The organism is Pseudomonadota bacterium, assembly GCA_039815145.1.
GTDB lineage: Bacteria > Pseudomonadota > Gammaproteobacteria > Steroidobacterales > JBCBZW01 > JBCBZW01.
On the sequence record JBCBZW010000118.1, the window covers coordinates 1 to 16,041 of the forward strand.

The 16,041-nt window shown below is 67.6% G+C and carries 18 protein-coding genes; 12 read left to right on the forward strand and 6 right to left on the reverse strand.

Translation table 11 applies throughout. The annotated features are described in order from the left end of the window. From proB to AAF184_20405, 7 genes are all read left to right on the forward strand, one after another. Positions 1 to 918: glutamate 5-kinase (gene proB / locus AAF184_20375; protein MEO0424705.1), on the forward strand; the 918-nt coding region annotated here is incomplete at its 5' end. A 14-nt stretch (positions 919 to 932) separates the two neighbouring features. Further along, positions 933 to 2,246: a glutamate-5-semialdehyde dehydrogenase gene (locus AAF184_20380; GenBank protein ID MEO0424706.1), complete on the forward strand. Its 1,314-nt coding sequence runs from the start codon at positions 933 to 935 to the stop codon at positions 2,244 to 2,246. Between the two features lie 7 nt (positions 2,247 to 2,253). Further along, positions 2,254 to 2,568 carry an MmcQ/YjbR family DNA-binding protein gene (locus tag AAF184_20385; GenBank protein MEO0424707.1) on the forward strand — a complete coding sequence of 105 codons (315 nt, stop codon included), beginning with the start codon at positions 2,254 to 2,256 and terminating at the stop codon, positions 2,566 to 2,568. Positions 2,569 to 2,590: 22 nt separating this feature from the next. After that, on the forward strand, positions 2,591 to 3,547 hold the full coding sequence (locus tag AAF184_20390; protein ID MEO0424708.1) for a toll/interleukin-1 receptor domain-containing protein: 957 nt from the start codon (positions 2,591 to 2,593) through the stop codon (positions 3,545 to 3,547). 126 nt (positions 3,548 to 3,673) lie between these two features. After that, positions 3,674 to 4,741 carry a trypsin-like peptidase domain-containing protein gene (locus AAF184_20395; GenBank protein ID MEO0424709.1) on the forward strand — a complete coding sequence of 356 codons (1,068 nt, stop codon included), beginning with the start codon at positions 3,674 to 3,676 and terminating at the stop codon, positions 4,739 to 4,741. 7 nt (positions 4,742 to 4,748) lie between these two features. Further along, positions 4,749 to 5,714, forward strand: coding sequence for a D-2-hydroxyacid dehydrogenase (locus AAF184_20400; protein MEO0424710.1), 966 nt, complete (start codon positions 4,749 to 4,751; stop codon positions 5,712 to 5,714). 11 nt (positions 5,715 to 5,725) lie between these two features. Next, the gene (locus tag AAF184_20405; protein MEO0424711.1) at positions 5,726 to 6,181 is read left to right on the forward strand and encodes a glutathione S-transferase N-terminal domain-containing protein; all 456 of its coding nucleotides are present in this window, start codon (positions 5,726 to 5,728) and stop codon (positions 6,179 to 6,181) included. On the opposite strand, the gene AAF184_20410 is transcribed toward AAF184_20405, so the two are convergent. Genes AAF184_20410 through AAF184_20425 form a run of 4 tightly spaced genes read right to left on the reverse strand, consistent with a single transcriptional unit; the run spans position 6,171 to position 9,496 of the window. Continuing rightward, positions 6,171 to 7,538 (reverse strand): sodium-dependent transporter, encoded by a 1,368-nt coding sequence (locus AAF184_20410; protein ID MEO0424712.1) that lies wholly within the window; start codon positions 7,536 to 7,538, stop codon positions 6,171 to 6,173. The genes AAF184_20405 and AAF184_20410 overlap by 11 nt on opposite strands. Further along, the gene (locus AAF184_20415) at positions 7,535 to 8,587 is read right to left on the reverse strand and encodes an aldo/keto reductase (protein MEO0424713.1); all 1,053 of its coding nucleotides are present in this window, start codon (positions 8,585 to 8,587) and stop codon (positions 7,535 to 7,537) included. Before AAF184_20415 ends, AAF184_20410 begins: the two co-directional genes overlap by 4 nt. Position 8,588: 1 nt before the next feature. Next, the gene (locus AAF184_20420; GenBank protein MEO0424714.1) at positions 8,589 to 8,945 is read right to left on the reverse strand and encodes a TIGR04076 family protein; all 357 of its coding nucleotides are present in this window, start codon (positions 8,943 to 8,945) and stop codon (positions 8,589 to 8,591) included. Beyond that, positions 8,942 to 9,496, reverse strand: a complete 555-nt coding sequence (locus AAF184_20425) for a GNAT family N-acetyltransferase (GenBank protein ID MEO0424715.1) — start codon at positions 9,494 to 9,496, stop codon at positions 8,942 to 8,944. Before AAF184_20425 ends, AAF184_20420 begins: the two co-directional genes overlap by 4 nt. Positions 9,497 to 9,584: 88 nt before the next feature. On the opposite strand from AAF184_20425, the gene AAF184_20430 reads away from it, so the two are divergent. The 3 genes from AAF184_20430 to AAF184_20440 all read left to right on the forward strand — a co-directional run bounded on the left by AAF184_20430 (position 9,585) and on the right by AAF184_20440 (position 13,252). Further along, the gene (locus AAF184_20430; GenBank protein ID MEO0424716.1) at positions 9,585 to 11,387 is read left to right on the forward strand and encodes an ABC transporter ATP-binding protein; all 1,803 of its coding nucleotides are present in this window, start codon (positions 9,585 to 9,587) and stop codon (positions 11,385 to 11,387) included. A gap of 82 nt (positions 11,388 to 11,469) precedes the next feature. Then, positions 11,470 to 12,570, forward strand: coding sequence for a bifunctional DNA-binding transcriptional regulator/O6-methylguanine-DNA methyltransferase Ada (ada, locus tag AAF184_20435; protein MEO0424717.1), 1,101 nt, complete (start codon positions 11,470 to 11,472; stop codon positions 12,568 to 12,570). Then, positions 12,563 to 13,252 carry a 2OG-Fe(II) oxygenase gene (locus tag AAF184_20440; GenBank protein ID MEO0424718.1) on the forward strand — a complete coding sequence of 230 codons (690 nt, stop codon included), beginning with the start codon at positions 12,563 to 12,565 and terminating at the stop codon, positions 13,250 to 13,252. The genes ada and AAF184_20440 overlap by 8 nt, the downstream gene beginning before the upstream one ends. A gap of 140 nt (positions 13,253 to 13,392) precedes the next feature. On the opposite strand, the gene AAF184_20445 is transcribed toward AAF184_20440, so the two are convergent. Then, the gene (locus AAF184_20445) at positions 13,393 to 14,235 is read right to left on the reverse strand and encodes a hypothetical protein (protein MEO0424719.1); all 843 of its coding nucleotides are present in this window, start codon (positions 14,233 to 14,235) and stop codon (positions 13,393 to 13,395) included. A 121-nt stretch (positions 14,236 to 14,356) separates the two neighbouring features. Further along, positions 14,357 to 14,809: an Lrp/AsnC family transcriptional regulator gene (locus AAF184_20450; protein MEO0424720.1), complete on the reverse strand. Its 453-nt coding sequence runs from the start codon at positions 14,807 to 14,809 to the stop codon at positions 14,357 to 14,359. Between the two features lie 72 nt (positions 14,810 to 14,881). Here AAF184_20450 and AAF184_20455 point away from each other — a divergent pair, with 72 nt between their 5' ends. Then, the gene (locus AAF184_20455) at positions 14,882 to 15,487 is read left to right on the forward strand and encodes a LysE family translocator (GenBank protein MEO0424721.1); all 606 of its coding nucleotides are present in this window, start codon (positions 14,882 to 14,884) and stop codon (positions 15,485 to 15,487) included. A gap of 170 nt (positions 15,488 to 15,657) precedes the next feature. Continuing rightward, the coding region (locus AAF184_20460) for a S9 family peptidase (GenBank protein ID MEO0424722.1) at positions 15,658 to 16,041 on the forward strand (384 nt) is incomplete at its 3' end.

Consider the following 16,041-nt stretch of genomic DNA (forward strand, 5'->3'; position numbering starts at 1 on the left):
CAGATGCCGCTGATGGCGCTCTACGAGCAGGGCTTCTCGCGCTTCGGCATCGTCTGCGCGCAGCTGCTGCTCACGCGCCGAGACTTCAGCCTGCGCCAGAGCTATCTGAGCCTCCAGCACACGATGGGCAGCCTGCTGCGCTCGTCCGTGGTCCCGATCATCAACGAGAACGATGTGGTAGCGCGCGAGGAAGTCGCGGAAACGAGTGGCGATGCGCGGCGCGACACCAGCGCCCTCGCCTTCGGCAACAACGATCAGCTCTCCGCCCTGGTCGCGTCCAAGCTCGATGCGGACCTATTGGTGATGCTAACAGACGTGGATGGCGTCTACGCCAAGGACCCGCGCATCGACCCCAACGCCACCCTGCTGCAGGAAGTGCGTCCTGAGGAGGGCGAGGAGGAATCGCCGACGCTCGGCGGCGGCAACGCCATGAGCCGGGGTGGCATGCGCAGCAAGGTCGCCGCCGCCCACCTCGCCGCCCACGCCGGATGCCACGCCGTCATCGCCTCGGGCCTCACCCATGGCAACCTCGCCCGCGTGGCCAGCGGCGACGCCGCAGGCACCTGGTACCACGCACGCCCCGCCCTCGCCGCAAGGCGACGCTGGATCGCCTTCGCCTCCGCCCCCACGGCACGCCTTTCCCTGGACCAGGGCGCGGTGCACGCCATCGTCGAGCAGGGCGCCTCCCTACTCGCCCCGGGCGTGACGGCGATTCTCGGCGACTTTCACCGCGGCGATGTGGTGGAGCTATGCGATCCGTCAGGTGAGGTGATCGCCCGCGGCGTCACCCACTACGACGCCGCCACCGCCCGCGCCTGGATCCGTGGCGTGCCGCCGGAACACGTGCGCAGCCACGACGCCCTCGTCCACCGCGACGATCTGGCCCTCGCCCCGAGCGAGACCGATCCCAGCGCATAAACCCCGACACGACCATGACCCACGATCCCGACTCCCTCCGCGCCCTCGCCCTGAATGCCCGCCACGCCCAGCGAGCCCTGGGCGCGGCACCGGGCGGCGCACGCACCGCCGCGTTGGAAGCGCTCGCCACCCTCTTGGAAGAACGGCGCGACGCCCTCCTCGCCGCCAACCGCGAAGACCTCGCCCAAGCCGAGCGCGACGGGGTGAGCGGCGTGCTCCTCGCCCGCCTCGGCCTCACCGACGCCAAGCTGGACGGCATGATCGACGGCGTGCGCCAGCTCGCCGCCACCCCAGACCCCGTCGGCCGCACCCAACGCGCTACCCTGCTCGACGACGGCTTGACCCTGCGCCAGGTGTCCCACCCCCTGGGCGTGCTGCTGATCATCTTCGAGAGTCGCCCGGACGCGGTGATCCAGATCGGCTCCCTCGCCATGCGCAGCGGCAACGCCGTGATCTTAAAGGGCGGCCGGGAAGCCACGGCGTCGAACCGTGCCCTCGCCGACTGCCTGCGCGATGCCCTCGCCACGGCCACCGGCAGCGCCGACGCCGTGCAACTGGTGGAAGGCCGCGAAGCGATCGCCCACCTCCTAGCCCTGGACGACTGCATCGATCTGGTCATCCCGCGCGGCTCGGCGGAGCTGGTGCGCAGCATCCAGGACGGCACGCGTATCGCCGTGCTGGGCCACGCCGATGGCATCTGCCATGTGTACCTCGATGCCGCCGCCGATCCGCAGATGGCCGTGCGCATCGCCGTCGATGCGAAGACCGACTACCCCTCCGCCTGCAACGCGATGGAAACGCTGCTGGTGCACGAGGCGTTTCTACCTCACCTACCGGATGTGCTCGGTGCACTGGCGGAGGCCGGCGTTCGCCTTCGCGGCGACGAGGCCTGCCGCGCGGCCGCAACGGGCGTCACCATGGCACCGGCCACGGAGGCGGAATGGTCCACAGAGTACGGTGACCTGGTGCTGTCCGTCGCCGCTGTAGCGAGCCTCGAGGACGCCGTCGAGCACATCCACCGCTACGGCAGCGGACACACCGACGCCATCGTCACCGACGATAAGACGGCCGCCGACGCCTTCCTGCGCACCGTCGACTCGGCCTCCGTCTTCGTCAACGCCTCCACCCGCTTCGCCGACGGCTACCGCTACGGCCTCGGCGCCGAGGTGGGCATCAGCACCTCCCGATTGCACGCACGAGGCCCGGTCGGCATCGACGGCCTGCTGACCACGAGATGGCTGCTGCGCGGCGAAGGGCAGGTGGCCGCAGACTTCTCAGCGCAGGGCGACCGACGCTTCCAGCATCGCCCGCTCCCCACCGACGAGTAGCCGCGCCGTGACCCTCGAGGACTTGACCCAACTCGCGCTCGCCCTGGACGGCGCCAGCGAAGCCCCCCACCACCACCTCACGTCCTTCCGCAGCAACGGCAAGATCTTCGCCACGGCCAAGCGGGACGGCGAGTTCACCAACGTCTTCGTGGACGAGGAGACGCGGGAACGGGCCCTCGCCCTCTACCCGCAGTGGTGCGACAAGGTGCTGTGGGGTGGCAAGGTGGTGGGCGTGCGCGTGCTGTTGGCTGAGGCCGATCCCGACTTTGTCCAGCAGCTGCTGGAAAACGCATGGGGCTTGCGCCAACGCAAGACGAAGTAACCCCTGACCCCAGGATGACCCGATGGACGTGTTCATCAGCTACAGCCACAAGGACCGCGAGTGGAAGGACCGCAGCGTCACCTTCCTGGAGGGTCTGCGCCGCCAGGGCTACCTGAACTACCGCACCTGGAGCGATGAGGAGATTCGTCCCGGCCAGGACTGGCCAGAGGTCATTCGCAATGCAATCGACCAGGCCAAGGTGGCGATCTTGCTGCTCTCGGCAGACTTTCTCGCGTCGGAGTTCATCAACGAGACGGAGATCGTCGCCCTCCTCGAGCGTCGCGAGGCCGGTCACCTCGATATCGTGCCGGTGGTGGTGCGGCCCTGCCCTTGGCAGCTCATCGATTGGTTAGCGAAGATCCAGCTCCACCCCGCCGACGCCACGCCGCTCTCCGGCTGCCAGGCCCATGAGATCGAAGCCCACCTTACCGACCTCGCCCTCGAGGTGAATCGACTCGTCGGGCACTCGCCCGAGTCGGCCTCGGAAGTGTCGGAAGTGGCGGAGTTGGACGAGTTGGTCGAACGCAGCCTGGCCAGTGCCGGTGCCGGTGCCGGGACCACGACACCGACTCCGGCCGCGCCGCCAGTAGCGACTCCCGCCTCCGCGGGGGCATACACGTTCCTCGACGAGCAGGAGGTGCGGTCGCTCGTGGCCGAGCGCGCCGGGGCCGCCCCCCTCGATGCGCTGAAGATCTTCCACACGCGCTCGCAGCGCACGTGGCTGTTGGCTACGCCCGGCGCCGTGCACTGCGTGCTCGACTCGCGCAAGACCCGCGACACCGATCGCTTGTACCAGTGGCGTGAGGCGGTGGACGCGAACACGCGCGTGCGGGTCCGCGAGAAGTCGCGCTCGTCGCGGTCGGGGCTGGTGGATGTGGGCCATCGCCAGAACTGGCTCTACAGCCACAGCCAACATCCCGACCCCGATGCGCTCGCCCGAGCGGTCGGCGACCTGGTGGCGCTCGCCGTTCGAGCCTAGGCGGGACCCTACGACGAGGTAACGAACCCTTGAAGGAGAGTGAAGCGCCCGCATCTGAAAGCAGTCTGTGGGGAACATCCCCGCGTTAGAATTACCGTTTCTTGTCAACTCGCCCGATTCGGATCCATGCACCCATCGATTCAAGTCCCGCGCTTGGTTCTCGCCATCGCCCTAGCGCTGCCCCTGCTACTGGGCGCCGCGCCCCAGAGCTACGCCACGCGCCTGACGGCGGCAGAACGCGCCACGATCGAACTGTTCGAAGACGCCGCCCCCTCGGTGGTCTACATCACCACCCTGGCCGTGCGCCGCGACTTCTTCACCCTGAACCTCCAGGAGATCCCCCGCGGCACGGGCTCGGGCTTCGTGTGGGATCGGGACGGTCACGTCGTCACCAACTACCACGTGATCCAGAACGCCGATCGCGCCCAGGTGACCCTCGCCGACGGCACCGTGCTGCCCGCCACCATCGTCGGCGTGGAACCGACCAAGGACCTCGCCGTGCTCAAGATCGAGGCCGAGCGTGGGCAGCTCAAACCGCTGCCGCGTGGCAAGTCCGACGATCTGCGGGTGGGCCAGTCCGTGTACGCCATCGGCAACCCCTTCGGTCTCGACCAAACGCTCACCACGGGCGTGATCAGCGCTCTCGATCGGGAGATCGAGTCCGTCGCGCGCATTCCGATCCGCGGCATGATCCAGACCGACGCGGCCATCAACCCGGGCAACTCCGGCGGCCCCCTGCTCGACTCCGGCGGCGACCTCATCGGCGTCAACACGGCGATCTACAGCCCTTCCGGCGCCAGCGCCGGCATCGGCTTCTCGATACCCGTCGACGTGGTGAGCTGGGTGGTGCCGGATCTCATCGAGTTCGGTCGCCTTCGCCGCCCCACCTTCGGCGCGGACTTCGCCAACCCCCGCGTGGCCTACCGCCTCGGCATTCGTCGCGGCGCCCTCGTGCTGGAGGTCGGTCAGGACAGCGCCGCGGAACGCGCCGGCATCCGACCGACCCGGCGCGATCGTCGCGGGCGCATCATCCTCGGCGACATCGTGGTCGCCATCAACGGCGAGCCGATCGATGCCTCCGGTGACGTGCTACTGGCCCTGGAAACCTTGAAGCCCGGACAACGGATCACGGTGACGCTGGCGCGCCCGGACGGCACGGTCGACGTGTCAGTGGTGCTGGATGCCTGGAACTGAGCACACGATGGGCGAGCCCGCGCAGATCGTCGTAGCGGATCCGACCGATCCGGCGGCTCTCGCCGAAGGCATTCGTAAGGCTGCTGGCGACAGGACGCTGCCACCGCTCGCTCTGGTGCGGTCTGCCGCTGACATCGACGGGGCGGCCCGCCACGCGCAGGTGCTGGTCGGTCCACCGCAGCTCATCGCGAACCTCGTGCCCCACTTGCCAGCGTTGCGGTGGGTGCAAAGCACCTGGGCCGGCGTCGCGCCCGTGCTCGAGGCCATCGCGTCGCACCCGAATCAGGCGATCCAGCTTACTGCGGCCAAGGGGTTGTTCGGGCCGCGCATGGCCGAGTACGTGTTCGGTTGGTTGCTCACCCTCGAGCGACGCTTGCTGGATTACCACGAGCAGCAACGCCGCGGTACTTGGGCCCAGCTGCCGTGGGCGGATCTGCAGGGCAAGACGATGCTCCTCCTCGGCACCGGCAGCATTGGCGCCCACATCGCGGGCGTGGCGCGAGCCTTCGGGATGCGGACCCTCGGCGTGTCACGTCGCGGCGATGCAGTAACGGGCATCGACCGGGTGTACCCGGTAGACCGTCTCACCGGGGTACTGGGCGATGCGGACTACTTGGTGGCAAGTCTGCCCGACACCCCTGGCACCCGAGGTCTGCTCGATGCGAAGGCCTTTCGGGCCATGCGCGGCGACGCCATCCTCATCAACGTCGGCCGCGGCACACTGATCGAGGAGCAGGCGCTCATCGACGCCCTTGGCAGGGGCGCCCTGCGCGCCGCGGTGCTGGACGTCTTCGCCGAAGAGCCCTTGCCTTCGGTCCACCCCTTCTGGCGAACCGAAGGCTTGTACCTAACGCCACCTATCGCTGCTGTCACGCCCGAAGACGGCATCACGACCCTGTTCGCCGACAACTTACGCCGATACCTCGAGGGCCAGCCCCTCGCGGGTCAGGTCGACGCGCGCCTCGGTTACTAGAAGCACACCGCATGACCGATCAGACGCGCCTATCCCTCTACTGGTTCCGCGGCTGCCCGTGGTGCGAGCGCGTGCGCGCCGCCATCGCGGATCTCGGCCTGGAGGTGGACGAACGCAACATCCGCGAGCACGCGGAACACGCGGCCGCCATGCACGAAGCGACCGGCCGCGGCACGGTCCCGGTGCTGCGGATCGACACGGATAACGGTACCGAGTGGGTCGGGGAATCCGCCGACATCGTGCGCCGCCTGTACGCGGACTACGGCGGCGAGAAGCCGACCACCTTCTTCGCCTCCAAGCGCCCCCAGCGCCTGGGAATGATCGGCGGAGGCGCCCTGCTGATCACTGCGTTCTTCGTCCCCGAGGACGCGCAACGGTGGGTCTTCCTGGCGGCCGGCCTGGTCTGGCTACTCGGAACCCGTGCCCCGCTCTTGCGTCGGTGGTTCCAACGCTCGCCTACAGATTGACGACGAACACCAGGGCGATCGCCGCCGGCGCCACGTAGCGCGTGAGCACCAACCACACCCGGTGCACCCCCGGCGACCCCGCCAGCGCCTGCGCCGACACCTCCCGCCGCAATCCCCACGAGGCGAGGATCGCCACCAACACGCCGCCCACGGGCATCATGAAGTTCGACACCACGTAGTCCAGGCTCTCGAAAATGTTCCGCTCCGCGAACACCGGCAGGAACCCGAGCGGGTGGAAGTCCGCGAGGCGATTGAAGGAGTACACCGTGCCCAACCCCGCGAGCCACAGCCCTGCCGTGAGCACCAGGCTGATCAACCAGCGCGGCCAGCGACTGTAGTCTTCCACCGCGGCCACCACCGTCTCGAGGATGGTGATCGCCGATGTGAGTGCGGCGATGGCCATGAGGGCGAAGAACAGCGGCGCCACGATGAGCCCGCCCGGCATCTGCCCGAAGGCGACGGGCAAGGTGGCGAAGATCAACCCCGGGCCTTCCGCCGGCGAGAGTTCGTTGGCGAACACGATCGGGAACACGGCCATGCCCGCCAGCAGCGCAACCCCAACGTCGGCCGCAGCCACCACCACACCTGCTCGCAAGACTGAGGTCTCCTCGTCCATGTACGCGCCGAGCGTGAACAGCACGCCCAGGCCGATGCCCAATGAGAAGAAAGCCTGCCCGACCGCCGTCAGCACCGTGTCGGCCGTGATCCGAGAGAAATCCGGCACGAACATGAAGCGCAGGCCGGCGACGAAGTCCCCGGCGACCACCGCGTAGGCGAGCAACGCCAGCAAGAGCACGAACAGCGTTGGCGTCAGCCAGCCCAGGGCGCGCTCCAGTCCCTTTCGCACCCCCGCAGCTACGGTCAACCCCGTTGCCAACAGAAAGGCGAGCTGCGCGAGCATCATGCGGCCCGGGCTCGCGAACAACGCGTCGAGGTCGGCCGCCGCCCGCTCCACCGTCGTGCCGCTAGCAGGCTGCACGAGGGCGCGCAGGAAGTAGTCCACGGTCCACCCTGCCACCACGGCGTAGAAGCTGAGGGCGATGAAGGCGCCTATCGCGGCCATCAGGCCGTACCAATGCCACGCGCGGCCAATGCCATCGCGCTCGTGCAGGAGTGCCATGCTGCGCACGACGCTTGCCCCGCCCCGCCGCCCGACCATGAACTCGGCGATCAGCGCCGGCAGGGCGATGAGCGCCACCGCGGCCACGTAGATCAGCACAAACGCCCCGCCGCCGTTCTGGCCGGCGACGAAGGTGAACTTCCACACGTTGGAGATGCCCACCGCGCTGCCGATGGCGGCGGCGAAGAACATCACGCTCGAGGACCACCGGCGCTCGCCAGCGGGCCTGGCGCTCAAGAAGGGGCTCCGTCGGGGGCTACGGCGTTCAGATCTGTCTTCATGATCCGTGAGTGGCGGCCGTGGGGGTCGCGTTCGAGATCGAACATGTCCCCGGGCGGAATCGGCCGGGTCGCGAGCGCGGCTTGCAGCGCGCGACGTTCATCGTCCGCGAGTTCGAGGGTGGCGATCTCCAGGTTCTCCTGCGCCCGGGAGCGGCTGCCGACGCCGAGCAGAATAGCCGCCACGCTCGGCTGCTCCAGCACCCACCGGGCCGCGACGGTCGCCACGGACACCTGGTTGGCGCTGGCGATCTCATGCAGGAGGTCGAGCAGGCCCAGGTAGGCGTCCCAACCGCCCGCTTCCTCGATGATCAGGCGGTACTTGGTGAGGGAGCGATTGGCCTGCGACGCGCTCGGTGCTACGCCGCGGTAACGATCACCCAGGAATCCACCGGCGAGCACGCCGTAGGGGATGAGCCTCACGTCGCTCTCGCCCGCCAGGGCCGTCATCGCCCGCTCGGGGCGTCGGTCCAGGAGCGAGTACTGGGCCTGCAGGGACACGACCGGTGCCTCGGCATCCACCATGGCGCGCACGTTCGCCGTGTCGAAGTTGGTGAGTCCGAGCAGCCGAATACGGCCCTTAGCCTGCGCCTCCTGCAAGGCCTCGAGCACCATCTCGATGCCGGGCACCTCGTAGCGCCACCAGTGGAACTGCACCAGATCGAGGGTATCCATGCCGAGGCGACGGCGGGAGCGCTCGATCGCCGCCTCCACGTCGGCGGTGCGGAGCGTCTCCAGCGCCGACCGGTCCGGCACGTACTTGGTGTGGATCTGGATCCGGTCAGGATCTGCCAAACGCGCGCGGTAGGCGCCCAGGAGCGTTTCAACGCCCGTGTAGATGTCGGCTCCGTCGAAGGTGGTGAAGCCGTGCTCCACCAAGTCGTCGAAGATGGCGAACACCGCTTGCTGATCCTGCAGCCCGCCGCCGTGATCGGGCGTGAGTTGCCAACAGCCGTTGATCACCTGGGCGATCGAGTAGCCGGGGGCGAGTTCCGTGCGTGGCGCCATGTCAGTCATCGTCACGCGCCGGCGGCAGCGGTACCGCGGTGGTCTCACTGTGGCGGAAGGTGGTGCGCCCGGTGCGCGTGATGCGAAAGCGTGCGCCGCAGTGGGGATCGGGGCAGGCGATCTCGGCGTCGGTGGTCATCCAGTCGTTCTCGTGGGTGATGCGTTGCGTGGCGGGCAGCAGCGGCAGGATGGCCGCGAGCGCGTAGAGGCTGAAGGGTTGGTTCGGCGGGAACACGAGGTTCTCGCCTAGCACCTCGAAGTGATCGCCCGGGTGGTGGGAGCACACCATCGCGTCCTCCTCGCCCACCACTTCTACGCGCAGGTTCCACAGCTCGAAGCGGTCGTCCCGGTGGCTCATGAGCCTTGGGCGCCGAAGCGCTCCAACCACTCCTCCCGCGGACACTCCCAGATCTCGAGCGTCTCGCCCCAGAACTCCCAGCGCCCGCCGCTATCGCGCTCACCGATTTTGCGTGCCACGGCCTTGCTCGCTTCGTTGCCGGGATCGATCACGCTGATGATGCGCGTGAGCTCCGGCTTCTGGGCGAAGATCCACTGCACGCCGGCGATCGCCGCTTCGCTCGCGTAGCCCTTACCCCAGTAGGGTCGCGCGATGGTCCAGCCGCACTCGAGCGCCGGCCAGCCCTCGGGCTGCCACGGCCCCACGCGGCCGACGAACTGGCCCGTGGCCTTCTCCTCCACCGCGAAGAACCCGTAGCCGCGCAGGGCCCAGTGGCCGACCACGGTAGCCATGGAGCGCCAGGCATCCCCGCGCCCCACGCCCTTGCCCTGGGGCGTGATGAAGCGGGCCACCTCATCGTTGGCCATCATCTCGCAGAAGGCGTCCGTGTCGCGGTTTTCAAGGCCGCGCAGGATCAGCCGTTCGGTTTCGATCCGGGGTACCTCGAGCATTGGCGGTCGTCCTCCCTCATCGCTGGCCGCGGGTGCGGTGCTTACTGTAGCGTACCCGCTCCCGGCACCGCTCCCAGGACCGCGCCTGATGACCGACACCGCTGCCCAATCCTCCTTCCGCGCCCTGCGTCGCCTGCTCACCTACGCCCGCAGCTACCGCCGACGGATCACCCTGGCGAGCCTCTGCTCGGTGGTGAACAAGCTCTTCGACGTAGCACCGGAGATCCTCATCGGCATCGCCATCGACGTGGTGGTGCGCCAGCAGGACTCCTTCGTCGCCGCCATCGGCATCACCGACGCGCGCGCCCAGATGCTGCTCCTCGCCGGCCTCACCCTCGCCATCTGGGCCGGTGAGTCGCTCTTCGAATACCTCTACCTCGTGCTCTGGCGCAACATCGCCCAGGACCTGCAGCACACCATGCGCCTGGACGCCTACGAGCACGTGCAACGCCTCGACCTCGCCTACTTCGAGAACCGCGCCAGCGGCAACCTGGTGGCGATCCTCAACGACGACGTGAACCAGCTGGAACGCTTCCTGAACGGCGGCGCCAACAACCTGATCCAGGTCGCCACCACGCTGGTGGCGGTGGGTGCCGTGTTCTTCGCCATCTCTCCCCTGATCGCCCTGATGGCCTTCACCCCCATCCCCCTGATCGTGATCGGCGCGTTCTACTTCCAACGACGGGCGCAGCCCTTGTACGCCCAGGTGCGCGAGAAGGTGGGGAGCCTCTCCGCGCGCTTGTCCGCCAACCTGGCGGGCATCACCACGATCAAGAGTTTCACCACCGAGGCGTTCGAGGCCGGGCGCATCCGCGAGGACAGCGAGGCCTACGTGGACGCCAACCGTCGCGCCATCGCCATCAGCTCGGCCTTCATCCCGGTGATCCGCATGGCGATCCTGGCCGGCTTCCTCGCCACGTTCCTGCTCGGTGGCTGGATGACCCTGGACGGCAAGCTCAACGTGGGCGCTTACGGCGTGCTGGTGTTTCTCACCCAACGATTGCTTTGGCCGCTGACCGGCCTCGCCGAGACGGTCGACCTCTACGAGCGTGCGATGGCCTCGACGCGTCGGATCCTGGATCTAATCGAGACACCGGTACGCATCCGCGATCGCCCCGACGCGCAGCCCGCGCAGAACGTGCGTGGCCACATCGCCTTCGATCAGGTGAGCTTCGCCTACGAGAAGGACACCGCCCCCGTCGTGGCCGACATCAGCCTCGACATCCCCGCCGCCAGCACCGTCGCCTTCGTCGGTCAGACGGGCTCAGGCAAGAGCACCTTGATCAAGCTGCTCATGCGTTTCTACTCCCCCGCCAGCGGCACCATCACCCTCGACGGTCAACCCCTCGATGCCCTGGAACTGAGCTCGCTTCGCCAGCACATAGGCCTGGTGAGCCAGGACACCTTCCTGTTTCAGGGCTCGGTGCGCGAGAACATCGCCTACGGTCAACCCGAGGCGAGCGAGGAGGACATCCTCGCGGCGGCCCAGGCGGCGGAAGCCATGGAGTTCATCGAGCGCCTCCCCCACGGCTTCGACACGGTGGTCGGCGAGCGGGGGCAGAAGCTCTCGGGCGGTCAGCGCCAACGCCTGTCCATCGCCCGCGCCCTGCTGCGCGATCCCCGCGTGCTCATCCTCGACGAGGCCACCTCGGCCGTCGACAACGAGACCGAAGCGGCGATCCAACGCTCGCTGGCGCGTATCTCGCGGTCGCGCACCACCATCGTCATCGCTCATCGCCTGTCCACCATCGTGGGGGCCGATCAGATCCACGTGCTGGACGGCGGGCGCATCATCGAGTCCGGCACCCACGCGGCGTTGCTCGCCGCCGGCGGTCAGTACTGCGCCCTCTGGAACGTGCAGACGGGCCAAGAGCTCTCGGCCCCGGTTTGAGATTGCCTGCAAGAATCGGAGCGCCGCGGGGGTAGGCTCACCGTAGGCTCCGTGTGACCTTGGCCAGCGACAGGAAGCCCCCATGAGCCCAACGCAGTCCTCCCGCCTCAGTGACACGCAGCGCTGGCAGGCCGTTTGCGCCCGCGATGCCAACGCCGACGGACACTTCTTCTACGGCGTCACCACCACCGGTGTGTACTGCCGCCCGAGCTGCGCGGCGCGCCAGCCCAAGCGGGCGAACGTGGTCTTCTTCGACACGGCTCACGCCGCGGAGAAAGGCGGCTTACGCCCCTGCCGACGATGCCGCCCCGAAGCGCTCGATCAAGAGCGCGAGTTGATCGAACGTCTCTGCCGCTTCCTCGACGAGCACGCCGACGAAACCGTGACCTTGGCCCGCCTCGGCCGCGAGGCGGCGATGACGCCCACTCGCGTACAACGGCTGTTCACGAAACACTTAGGCGTGAGCCCAAAAGCGTGGCAGGACGCGCGGCGCATGCAGCGGCTGAAGGCGGAGCTGCGTGAGCAGGAAGACGGCGGCGTGCTCGATGCCATCTTCGAGGCTGGGTTCGGCTCCACCTCGCGCGTCTACGAACGCCTCGACGGCCACATCGGCATGACGCCGTCCGCCTATCGTGCGGGCGGCGCTGGCGAAGAGATCCACTACGCCACCCGGGAGACTGCCCTCGGCCCATTGATGATGGCGGCGACCGGGCGAGGCGTTTGCTTCGCCCAGTTCGGGGACGCTTCGGCATCGCTCCTTGCGCAGCTGGAGAAGGAGTTCCCCAACGCCTCGCTCATCCCAATGCCCGCTCACGCGGACGCGCCCCTCGGCGAGTGGATGGACGCGCTTGAGGGCCACCTCGCCGGCGAAGGGCCCAGGCCGGACCTGCCGCTGGATCTGCGCGGTACCGCGTTTCAACTCAAGGTGTGGCGATTCCTGTGCAGCGTTCGCGAGGGGGACGTGGTGAGCTACGGCGAGCTGGCGCGCGCTATCGATGCCCCCTCAGCGACGCGCGCCGCCGCTAACGCCTGCGGGGCCAACCGTATCGCGGTGCTCGTGCCGTGCCACCGCGTGCTGCGGGGCGACGGCAGCCTCGGGGGGTACCGATGGGGTGTGGAGCGCAAGCGCGCCCTGCTGGACGCGGAGCGACGGCGCCGCGCGCTGGCAAGCCCCGATGAATGAGGGCGTCCTGGATCTGGGCGAAGCCCTCGACGCCCAGGGATGGGCGCTGACCGGCCCGTTGTTGTCATCGCATGAGTGCGCAGCTCTGCGCGATGCGTTCGATGATAGGGCGCGCTTTCGCAGCCACATCGATATGCAGCGCCACGGGTACGGTCGGGGCGAGTATCGTTACTTCAACTACCCGCTCCCGGCGGTGGTACAACAACTACGCGAGACCCTGTACGCGCGCCTCGTTCCGCTGGCGAACCAGTGGCAGGTGCGCCTCGGCCATTCACAGCGCTTCCCCGCCTCGCTGGACGAGTACCTGGAACGCTGCCATCGCGCGGGCCAATGCCGTCCCACGCCCCTGGTCCTGCGCTACGCCGCCGGGGACTACAACCGCCTGCACCAGGATCTCTACGGAGACCAGGTGTTTCCGCTTCAGCTAGCGGTGCTGCTCGGTAATCCCGGGGAGGACTTTGAGGGAGGTGAGTTCGTTCTCACCGAGCAGAAGGCGCGGAGCCAGTCGCGGGTGGACGTAGTCCCCCTCGCGGGGGCTGGGGATGGGGTGGTCTTCGCCGTCAACGAACGCCCTGCGCGAGGCCCTCGGGGCGATCACCGCGTTCGCATGCGCCATGGGGTGAGCTGCGTACGCCGCGGCGAGCGGATGACCCTAGGGGTGATCTTCCACGACGCCAGCTAATGTGCGCTTCCACGCGGGGAAGGTCCCGCTCGCAAGCACCAGACCCAAAACGTCCGACGAACAGGGCGCTTGTGCAGCGCCTTCACCTGGCGCACCAGGATCGCTAGCTGCTCTACCCCGCGTGTGGGCCGCTTGGCATCTCAGGGCAAGAAATTGCGGTAGTAGTCCCCCAGTAATGTCGAAAGCTGAGCCGCGCTCATCGTGCGACGAGCCGCACGGAAGCTTTGCGTCAATGCCTGGTCGTAATAGTCGACGAGCATGACGAAGCCCTCTTCGATCAGCAGCGTTTGCTTCACCTGATCCACGGCGCCCTGGATTGCTTCGACGCAGACATCCGTCATTAACTCCATGTACTCGCTCGTTTCCGACGAGAAGGCGTTGCCGTATCGATGGAACAGGGCGGTCGCCCTGTCGTTGTTCTCCATTAGCGTGTTTAGCAACTCCGCGCAGGGATCGTAGCTGAAGCTCTCGAACTCATAGAACCGGTGACCCTGGATCTGCGCACTCGATTGGTAGAAGTGCCCGTATTCGCTTGCCTGACACTGCGCAAGGTCACGGGCGAAGCCTCGACTACACAAGAGGCGATAGCCTAGCCCGCCTTGGGGCGGATCCATCCAGACGACCATCGCGTAGGCCGGGTCATCACCTTGCTCCTGCCGCGCCAGCGCCGCCACGCGCAGTAAGTCCTCCGCGAGCAGCTGTTGCATGCGCGGCAGATCGCACTGACCGATGTGTTGGTGGATGACCTCGTCGGGCATCCGCTCGTAGATGTCGCAGCGAGCGATCAGGTCCGGGAACGCCGCCAGCACTTCCTCGATCTTCTCCCGGTCCTCGAAGTTGGGCGGGTGGATCGTGCCCCTCAGCAGGTTGCTGTGGGGATCGATACCGAAGCGCTTTGTCAGGCCCGGGCTGAAAGGTTGGAGAGCGTCCATGAGCTTTCCCACCCGCGCGGCGTAGGCGCTCTCTTGGGGGCTACTGGGCATGAGCAGGTCTCCTCACGTTCGATACGTCATGGACAGCAGCCACGCTACCTCACGAAATACGAGAGTCAGGGCATAGGCCACCGCAACGGGACCCCATATGTTGAGAGTGCGCCTGTGCGACTCACGCGCGCTCGTCCTTCACCGATTCCATCACCACATGCGTGGTGATCGTACGCACCTGGGGCAAGGTACCGAGCACATCGGTGTGGAACACCTTGTACGCGGCCAGGTCCACCGTCTCCACCCGCAGTAAGTACTCGAACGCCCCGGTGATGTTGTGGCACTCACGCACCTCCGGCGACTGCACGATCGCCGCCTCGAAGGCGTGCTGAGACTCCGACGTGTGGCTGGAGAGGCCCACGGCGATATAGGCCGTGAAGCCGATCCCCATCGCCGCCCGGTCGAGCACCGCGCGATAGCCGCTGATCACCCCGCTGCGCTCGAGCTCCTGCACGCGCCGCAGGCAGGCGGACGCAGATAGCCCCACCCGCTCGGCAAGCTCGGCATTGGTGATGCGCCCGTCGCCCACCAACTCATGCAATATTCTGTTGTTTATCTTATCCGGCGCCGCCATAAGTTGCGTGTATAGGGGAAATTGACGCAATCATGCAAGCACATTTCGCCGTTCTTGCCGAATACTAACCCCATGAACATCGAGCTCATCGGCGGCTTGGCCGCCTTCGCCGTCGTGTCCTCCATCACCCCGGGACCGAACAACCTGATGCTCATGGCGAGCGGCGCCAACTACGGCTTCCGGCGCACGATTCCCCACATGCTGGGGGTGGGCCTGGGCTTCGGCTTCATGGTGGTCATCGTCGGCCTGGGCCTCATGGGCCTGTTCACCGCGATCCCCGCCAGCTACACGGTGCTGAAGGTGTTGAGCGTGCTCTACCTGCTCTACCTTGCGTTCAAGATCGGCACGGCGGCGGCCCCGACGCGCGAGGGCAAAGCGGAAGGCCGACCCTTCAACTTCTGGCAGGCCGCTGCGTTTCAGTGGGTCAACCCGAAGGCCTGGACCATGGCGCTCACCTCGGTGGCGGTCTACGCGCCGAGTCAGAGTCTCCTCGCCGTCCTGTTCGTGGCCAGCGTGTTCGCCCTGATCAACCTGCCCTGCGTGAGCGTCTGGACCGTGCTGGGCGAGCAGCTTCGATCGATTCTCTCGAGCCCCGGGCGATTGCGCGCGTTCAATTGGAGCATGGCGATCCTGCTGGTCGCTTCGCTCTACCCCGTGCTGGCCACCACCGCACACTGAGCGCGGCCATGCCCGGTGCGCTGCGGCGCACGCTTGCACGCAGACGGACGCCGACGGATCATCTGCGCCCGTTGTCGCTCGATCGAAGAGCGACAACGCTCGGGCGCAACGGGGGTCGCACAAGCGATCGGCGGAGCGCGAACGAACCCTCCAGCCGTAGTGTGCCGCCAATGATCCGTGCTCGTTCTCTCTGCCTGCTCGCCGCCCCAGCCTGCTTCCTGCTCGCCGCCGCACCGGGCGTCAAGGCGGAACACCACGCCGCTACCGACGATGGGGCCGCGGGACGCCTCACCAACGAGGCCATCTTCGAGGAGAAACGCTACGAGCCGGCAAAACCCGAGGCCCTGCAGTGGCTGCCCGACGGGGGCTACGCGATGCTCGAGGCCGTGGAGGGCCAGGACGAGCAAGCCGAGGACGAGGACCCACCTAAGGAAATCGTACGCTACGACGCGAAGACCGGCGAGCGAACCGTCCTCGTCAACCTCGCCCAGCTGACGCCGCCCGGCACGGACACGCCGCTGGTCGTCGACGACTACCACTGGAGCGAGGACCGC